We start from the raw sequence: 7,998 nt of genomic DNA on the forward strand, positions 1-7,998 counted from the left end.
GGCGCTGCCCCGCGGAGGGCGGCACCTTGGCGGCGGTGCCCCGGACGTTCTCGTGGTGGGTGGTGCGTGTGCTGCGTGCCGACGGGTGCCCCGGCCGGGCGGCCCCTCCCCCTCCTTCGGGGGCCGCCCGGCCGGTCGTCGTCCGGCCCCGGATCAGGCCAGGGCGTCGATGTGGGACTTGACCTTGGTGGCGAGCTCGGCCGGCAGCGGCACGTAGCCGACGGCGCCGATGGCCTGCTGGCCGGCGTCGCTGACGGTGTAGTTCAGGAAGGACTTCAGGACCGGCAGGCTGTCGGCCTTGTTGCCCTTGTCGCAGACGATCTCGTAGGTGACCAGGGTGATCGGGTAGTTGCCCTCGGCCTTGGTCGCGTAGTCGATGTCCAGCGCCAGGTCGGCACCGGTGCCGACGACCTTGGCGGAGGCCAGGGTGGCGGCGGCGTTGGCGGCGGTGGCCTCGACCGGCTTGGAGGCGCCGGTGTTGATCGCGGCGCTGTTCAGCTTGTTGGTCTGGGCGTAGGAGAGCTCGACGTAGGAGATCGAGTTCTTGGTCTGCTTGACCAGGGCCGCGACACCGGCGGAGCCGTTCGCGGACTGGCCGCCCTGGCCCGCCCACGCCTTGGCGGCCGGGTACTTCCAGTTGCCGCCGCCGGCCTTGGCCAGGTAGCCGGTCAGGTTGGCGGTGGTGCCGGAGTCCTCCGAGCGGTGGATCGCCTGGATCGCGGCGTCCGGCAGGGTGACGCCCGGGTTCAGCGCGGCGATCGCCGGGTCGTTCCACTTGGTGATCTGCGAGTCGAAGATCTTCGCCAGGGTCGGGCCGTCCACGACGAGCTTGTCGACGCCGTCGATGTTGAAGACGATCGAGACCAGGCCGGCGACCATCGGAAGGTCGATCGCCTGGCCACCGGTGCAGACGGCCTTGGAGGCGTCGACCTCGGCGGGCTTCAGGGCCGAGTCGGAACCCGCGAAGGCGATCTTGCCCTGGTTGAACTGGGTGACACCGGCGCCGGAACCGCCACCGGAGTAGGTCAGGGTCGCGCTGGAGCAGGCGGCGCTGTAGGCGGCCTTCCAGACGTCGATGGCCGGAGACTGCGCGGTCGAACCCGCGCCCAGCAGCTGGCCGCCCTTGTCGGCGCACGCGATCTTGGCGGCGGTCGCTCCGCCCGCGGTCGAGGCGCCCGAGGAGGACTTGCCGGTGTTGTCGTCCGTGCCGCAAGCCGAGAGCGACAGCGTGGAGACGAGCGCGACGGCACCGATGGCGAGGGCCTTGGAGCGGCCGTTCCGCAGGTTCACTGGGTGTCCCTTTCTGAGGCAATGCCGGTCTCGGAACGACCGGTTTTGCTGTGGTCCGGGGCCCTTTCGGCCCTCCGGTAACCCAGAAGTTAGGCAGGACAGGTGACGCGTCAGCCGGTCGCAAATGAACGGGGAGTGAACCTCGAAGGGACGTCAGGAAACTGCGGCCGGTAGTAACGGTTGCGTCACGGTGCGGGCGCGGGCAGATCACCCGTACGACCTGTGCGAACCACCCGGTCCCGTCCCGGCCCCCCGGTCAGCCGAGCAGCAGCTCCAGCAGCGCGTCCACCAGCACCCGGTCGCGCGGGTGCGTCAGCCGCTCCTTGGCCCGCTTCGGCGGCAGCCACTCCAGCCGGTCCACCTCCCGGTTGGGCCGGAACGCGCCACCCGTCGGCACCGCCGACCAGTACCGGACCTCCTTCGGCCGGCCGTGCGCCAGGTAGTGCTGCACCGGCAGCTCCGGCCCCAGCACGCAGCGCATCCCGGTCTCCTCCCGCACCTCGCGCAGCGCCGCCGCCCGCCAGCCCTCCCCCGGGTCCAGCTTCCCCTTCGGCAGGCTCCAGTCGTCGTACTTGGGCCGGTGCACCAGGGCGATCCGCGGCTTCTTCCGCCCCTTGCCGCCCTTCTTCGGCGGCCCCGGCACCCAGAGCACCGCCCCCGCCGCCAGCACCGTCGAACGGGGGCCCGCCGCCGGCCGGCGGTCGGTGCGGGAGCCGCCCGACCGCGCCGGGGCACGGTCGGGCGCCGAGGAGCGATCGGGCATCTGCGGCACGCGGTCCATCCGGGCGGGGAACGAGGGTCTCAGTCCGACAGCGCCGCCACCGGACCGACCAGCCCGGGCGCCACCCCCGGCCACTGGCGCCCGAAAGCGTACCGGGCCGACTCCACCTCCAGCCGCTGATCGGCGTGCACCACGCCCAGCACGTACGCCGTCGCCGGGGTGATCCGCGGCGTGCGCGCCGCCGTCGCCACCGTCGCCGCCGCGTCCGACGCCTCCTGGTGGCGCGCCAGCACCCCGTCCAGCTCGGCCAGCCCGTCCCCCGGTGCCCCGCACACCTCCAGCGCGTACCGGGCCCGCTTCACCAGGATCCGGGCCCGCAGCCACGGCTCGTCGTCCGCCGCCAGCGCCGCGTCCGCGTCCGCCGGGGTGCGCGCCGCCGGCACCCCGCCCGGCTCCGCCTCCCGGGCCGGGGGGCCCAGCCGGTGCAGCCCCGCCCCGCCGTACGCCTGCGCCGCCCGCTGCCACGGCAGCCGCTCGCCCGCGCCCAGCAGCGCCGCCAGCGCCGCCCCGGTCTGCGGCAGCAGCGCCGCCACCGGCTCTGCGGCCGCCGGCGCCACCAGCGGCACGTCCCCGGCCAGCAGCGTCATCCGGTCGGCCAGCGCGTGCAGCCGGGCCGAGCGCAGCTCCTGCAGCAGCGCGGTGTGCGCCCGGGTCCGGGCCAGCGTCAACTGCCGCTCCAGCAGCGCCCGGGCCTTCGGCGCGCCCGCGTGCCCGGCCAGCATGCCCGCCCCGTCCGGGGAGGTGTCGGCCAGCGAGTCCAGCGCGCCCAGCAGCCGCACCGCCCGCCGCTGGTAGCCCGGCTCCTGGGCGAGCAGGTTGAGCAGCCAGCGCAGCTCGGTGCGCGACTCCTGCGCCCACTCGGCCTCGAACGCCGCCGCGAAGGTGTGCAGCGCCCCGCCGATCCGGCGCACCGCGCGCAGCAGGTCGTCCGCCGCCTGCGCCGACGCCGGGAGCGCCCCCGGTCTGGACCCCGCCTCGCCGACCGCCTGCGGCAGGGCGCGCAGGAACGCGCCCGCCTGGGCGGTCAGGTAGCCGGCAAGGACCTCCCCGGCGGTCGCGGCGCGCGCCACCGGGGCCGTCGTCGGCGCATCGGTCATGGCTGTGGCTCTCCCCGATTTCCTCCCTGGGCCTGCCCCAGGGGTGCAGTCCGCCCGCGCCGGGAGCCCCGGCGCGGGCGGGGTGCCGCTCAGCGCGCGGCGGCGGAGCCGCGGTTGCGGCGGCGCGAGTCGATCAGCAGGTCCTGGACGTGGCGCAGCGGCCGGCCCTCGGCGTCCTGGGCGTGCCTGGTCCAGGTGCCGTCGGCGCCCAGGTGCCAGGAGTCGGTCTCGTCCGAGACGCCCAGGTCCAGCAGCCCGTTCAGCTCGGCCCGGTGCGCCGGGTCGGTGACCCGCACCAGCGCCTCGATCCGGCGGTCCAGGTTGCGGTGCATCATGTCGGCGCTGCCGATCCACACCTCCGGGTCGCCGCCGTTGCCGAACACGAACACCCGCGAGTGCTCCAGGAACCGCCCGAGGATCGACCGCACCCGGACGTTCTCGCTCAGCCCCGGCACGCCCGGCCGGATCGCGCAGATGCCGCGCACCCACACGTCCACCGGCACCCCGGCCTGCGAGGCCCGGTACAGCGCGTCGATCACCACCTCGTCGACGATCGAGTTGACCTTGACCTTGACGAAGGCCGGCCGCCCGGCCCGGTGGTGCGCGATCTCCCCGTTGATCCGCGCCACCAGCCCGTCCCGCAGCCCGCGCGGCGCGGTCAGCAGCCGCCGGTACGACTCGCGCCGCGAGTACCCCGACAGCCGGTTGAACAGGTCCGACAGGTCCGCGCCGACCTGCGGGTCGGCCGTCAGCAGGCCCAGGTCCTCGTACAACCGGGCCGTCTTCGGGTGGTAGTTGCCGGTCCCGACGTGCGAGTACCGGCGCAGCGTGTCGCCCTCCTGCCGGACCACCAGCGACAGCTTGCAGTGCGTCTTCAGCCCGACCAGGCCGTACACCACGTGGCAGCCGGACTCCTCCAGCTTCCGGGCCCACTTGATGTTCGCCTGCTCGTCGAACCGGGCCTTGATCTCCACCAGCACCAGCACCTGCTTGCCGGACTCCGCCGCGTCGATCAGCGCGTCCACGATCGGCGAGTCACCGGAGGTGCGGTACAGCGTCTGCTTGATCGCCAGCACGTGCGGGTCCGCGGCGGCCTGCTCCAGGAACGCCTGCACCGAGGTCGAGAACGAGTCGTACGGGTGGTGCAGCAGCACGTCCCGCTCGCGCATCGCGCCGAAGATGTCCGGCAGCGTCGCCGACTCCACGTCGGTCAGCCCGCGCGCCGTGCCCGCCACGAACTTCGGGTAGCGCAGCTCCGGCCGGTCCAGGTCGGCGATCCCGAACAGCCCGGTCAGGTCCAACGGCCCGGGCAGCGGGAAGACCTCCGCCTCGGTGATGTTCAGCTCCCGCACCAGCAGGTCCAGGATGTACGGGTCGATCGACTCCTCGACCTCCAGCCGCACCGGCGGGCCGAAGCGGCGCCGCATCAGCTCCTTCTCCAGCGCCTTCAGGATGTTCTCGGTGTCGTCCTCCTCCACCTCCAGGTCCTCGTTGCGGGTGACCCGGAACGCGTGGTGGGCGAGCACCTCCATCCCCGGGAACAGCTCCTCCAGGTGCGCCCCCATCACGTCCTCCAGCGGCACGTACCGCTGCGGCGACGCCTCCAGGAACCTCGACAGCGACTGCGGCACCTTCACCCGGGCGAAGTGCTTGTGCCCCGACACCGGGTTGCGCACCACCACCGCCAGGTTCAGCGACAGCCCCGATATGTACGGGAACGGGTGCGCCGGGTCGACCGCCAGCGGCGTCAGGACCGGGAAGATCTGCTGCCGGAACAGCGTGTGCAGCCGGGCCTGCTCGGTCTCCGCCAGGTCCGGCCAGCGCACCAGCTCGATGCCCTCGGCCGCCAGGTCCGGCAGCACCTCCTGCTGGAAGGTCGCCGCGTGACGCGCCATCAACTCGCGCGAACGCCGCCAGATCAGGTCCAGCACCTCGCGCGGCTGCAGACCGGACGCCGAACGCTGCGCCACCCCGGTGGCGATCCGACGCTTCAGGCCGGCCACCCGCACCATGAAGAACTCGTCCAGGTTGGACGCGAAGATCGCCAGGAACTTGGCCCGCTCCAGCAGCGGGATGTTCGGGTCCTCCGCGAGCTCCAGCACCCGCTCGTTGAACGCCAGCCAGCTGCGCTCGCGGTCCAGGAACCGGCCCTGCGGCAGCTCCGCCTCCTCCGCGCCCCGCCCGTCGGGCGAACCCGCGGCACCCGCCGGGAAGGCCGCCGACACCGCCGCGGGCAACGCCGTCGCCGCCCGCACCGGCTCGGCCTTGGCGTCCGCCTTCTGCCCGGCCTGCTGCCCAGCCCTCGGCCCGGCCTTCTGCTCCGTCCGGGCCGCGGGCCTGGGCGCCGCCTCGGGCTCCTCCGTGTCGGATGCCGCCTTGGCGTCGGCGGACCGGGTCTTGGCGCGCGCCGACACCGCCCGCGGCTTGGCGTCCTTGGCGTCCTTGGCGTCCTTGGCCGCCGTCCCGGCGGCGTCCTTGCCGGAAGCCGCGGACCTGGACCTCACACCCGACCGCGCGGCCGGCTTCTGCTCACTGCTGCGCTCGGCCGGATCGGCCGAGTCGGAGACGGGGCGGGGGATGCTCATCGGTTCCAGCTCCTCCTGCAGGACGCGGCCCGGACGGGACGAAGGGCATGACTCCGCAAGCTGCTCGTCCTCGTCGACCCACGTCCACCCGCCCGGGGAAGCCGGAATCCGGCCGGACGGGCGGGGTGTGGAGCGGTGACGCGGACGCGGCAATACGGACGACATTCTGTGATCTTCGCGGCGCCAATTGAATCCACGGTAAACACCGCATGGCCAGGAGGAAAGCTGAGTCCGTCACCCCCGTGGCTGCGAGCGGACGCTCCCTTCCGCCCGCGTCCGCGCAGCTCAGCGGGCCCCGGACGGCTCCCACCGGTACATCAGGTCCACCTCGTGGACGGTGAACCCGAGTCGCTCGTACACCCGGACGGCGGCCGCGTTGTCCGCGTCCACGTACAGCATCACCGTCGACAGGCCGCGATCCAGCAGCAGGTGCCGCAGACCCACCGCCGTCAACGCCCTCCCCAGGCCATTACCCTGCTCCGCCGGATCCACCCCCACCACGTACACCTCGCCCAGCCCGTCCGGCTGGGTCTTGGTCCAGTGGAAGCCCACCAGCCTGCCGTCCCGCTCCGCCAGGAAGAAGCCCTTCGGGTCGAACCACGGCTCGGCGATCCGCTCCGCCAGGTCCTGCTCCGTCCACGAGCCCTGCTCCGGGTGGTGGGCGAAGGCCAGCGCGTTCAACGCCAGCCAGGCCGCCTCGTCCCGGCCCGGCTCGAACGTCCGCAACTCGACGCCCGCCGGCAGCGGCACCGCGTCCGGAGCCGCCGCGGTGCGCCGCATCTGCCGCAGCTCGCGCACCAGCACCGCGCCGTGCGCCTCCGCCAGGTGCCGGGCCGCCGGGAGGCCGCCGTGCGCCCAGAAGTCCAGCCCGCCCGCGCCCTCGGCCAGCACCGCGTCCACCAGCTCGCCGCCCAGGCCCCGGCCGCGCTCCGCCGGAGCCACCGTCAGCTCCACCGTCCCCGGCCGCTCGCCCTCCAACTGCGCGTAACCGACCACCGCACCGCCCACCGACTGCACCAGGTGCCGCACACCCTCGCGCGGGCTGTCCGGCCGGATCCGCAACCGCCCGGCCTCCGACACCGCCTCCCGCCCGTCCGCCCGGGCCGCCGCCGCCAGCAGCTCCCGCACCGCCCCGGCCCGCTCCTCCGTCAGCACCTCGACCCGCTCGATCCGACCCGCGCCTGACGTGTTCTCAGAAGTCCGCATACCGGCGAGCCTACGTTCTCCGCCCCGCTTCCAGCAGAGCGCCGGGAGACCGGGGCCTCGCACCGTCGGGGCGTCGGGCTGTCGGGGCCTCGGGCCTCGGTGCTGGGTCAGGGCACCGGCCAGGCCGCCAACGCCAGTTCGGCCGTCGCGGCCAGCTCCGCCGCGTCCGCCCCGTCCCGGGCGCGCTGCGACATCCCCTGCAGCATCGCACCGCAGCAACACACCACCGTCGCCCTCGCCTACGTTCTGGACCACTCCGACGCCTGGCGTCGTCTCAACTCCCGTCGTCCCAAGGTCAGTAGACCGGGGCCACCCCCACCACGCCCCACCCCCGGGCTGCGGCCCACCGCACCACTCGCAGCGGACCGTCGAGCAGTTCCTCGGCCGGGTAGCCCGGCTCGTCCCCGAGCCCCACCAGCCAGGCCCGCACCCGGTCGAGGATCCGCTCCCGCTCCTCCCCCGACCACCCCAGGGCCGCCTCGAACTCCGGCAGCCGGTCCCACACCTGGTCCGCGCTCAGCACGAACTCCCCGAACCACCCCGGCAGCCCGAGCACCGCCTCCGGACCCACCCCGTACGCCAACGCCCCGAACGGGAACGCCTTGCGCATCACCGCGGCAAAGAACCGCTCAGGCTCCCGCTCGTCCAGCCACCCCGTCACCGCTCTGCGGAACCCCTCCGCCGCGTCCGCCCCTTCGTACCACCTGCTGATCAGCTGCCCGAGCCGATCGGCGTCCTCGTCCTCCCACAGCCTGTGGACAACCCGGCCCACGCGATTCCGCTCGTGAACCGCCTCCCACCAGGCCCGCTCGCCCTCGACCTCGGCCGGCGGCACGAACAACCCGTCCAGCCCCGGCAGCCGCCCCAGCTCGTCATCGGGCACCGCAACGACCACCCACGCCCCGGTGAATCCCACCGCTCTTCCTCTTTCCGTCTGGCGGGCCCGGAAATGCAGAAAGGGCCCCAGCCTGACGGCTGGAGCCCTTTCTTGAATGATTGTTCGGCGGCGTCCTACTCTCCCACAGGGTCCCCCCTGCAG

Annotated in this window: 6 protein-coding genes; all 6 read right to left on the reverse strand. The window is 73.8% G+C overall.

Features of this window, described 5'->3' with window-relative positions; genetic code table 11:
* Positions 1 to 153: 153 nt before the first annotated feature.
* Entirely contained in the window at positions 154 to 1,290 is a 1,137-nt protein-coding gene (gene pstS, locus IH44_RS0105150; RefSeq protein WP_030458193.1) for a phosphate ABC transporter substrate-binding protein PstS, read from the reverse strand.
* A 256-nt stretch (positions 1,291 to 1,546) separates the two neighbouring features.
* On the reverse strand, positions 1,547 to 2,053 hold the full coding sequence (locus tag IH44_RS0105155; protein WP_198544947.1) for an NUDIX hydrolase: 507 nt from the start codon (positions 2,051 to 2,053) through the stop codon (positions 1,547 to 1,549).
* Between the two features lie 38 nt (positions 2,054 to 2,091).
* On the reverse strand, positions 2,092 to 3,168 hold the full coding sequence (locus IH44_RS0105160; RefSeq protein WP_051816562.1) for a CHAD domain-containing protein: 1,077 nt from the start codon (positions 3,166 to 3,168) through the stop codon (positions 2,092 to 2,094).
* Positions 3,169 to 3,257: 89 nt separating this feature from the next.
* Entirely contained in the window at positions 3,258 to 5,753 is a 2,496-nt protein-coding gene (locus IH44_RS0105165; RefSeq protein WP_030458196.1) for an RNA degradosome polyphosphate kinase, read from the reverse strand.
* Between the two features lie 285 nt (positions 5,754 to 6,038).
* Complete coding sequence (gene mshD, locus IH44_RS0105170; protein ID WP_030458197.1) at positions 6,039 to 6,959, reverse strand: mycothiol synthase; 921 nt, start codon at positions 6,957 to 6,959, stop codon at positions 6,039 to 6,041.
* A 295-nt stretch (positions 6,960 to 7,254) separates the two neighbouring features.
* Positions 7,255 to 7,875, reverse strand: a complete 621-nt coding sequence (locus tag IH44_RS0105180; RefSeq protein ID WP_030458198.1) for a hypothetical protein — start codon at positions 7,873 to 7,875, stop codon at positions 7,255 to 7,257.
* Positions 7,876 to 7,998 lie beyond the last annotated feature (123 nt).

Source organism: Kitasatospora sp. NRRL B-11411 (assembly GCF_000721345.1).
Classification (GTDB): Bacteria; Actinomycetota; Actinomycetes; order Streptomycetales; family Streptomycetaceae; genus Kitasatospora; species Kitasatospora cineracea.

Coding starts and splice junctions, on each gene's coding strand:
- mshD (WP_030458197.1), bottom strand. CDS start 6,959: ATGCGGACTTCTGAGAACACGTCAGGCGCGGGTCGGATCGAGCGGGTC.
- IH44_RS0105155 (WP_198544947.1), bottom strand. CDS start 2,053: ATGCCCGATCGCTCCTCGGCGCCCGACCGTGCCCCGGCGCGGTCGGGC.
- IH44_RS0105165 (WP_030458196.1), bottom strand. CDS start 5,753: ATGAGCATCCCCCGCCCCGTCTCCGACTCGGCCGATCCGGCCGAGCGC.
- IH44_RS0105160 (WP_051816562.1), bottom strand. CDS start 3,168: ATGACCGATGCGCCGACGACGGCCCCGGTGGCGCGCGCCGCGACCGCC.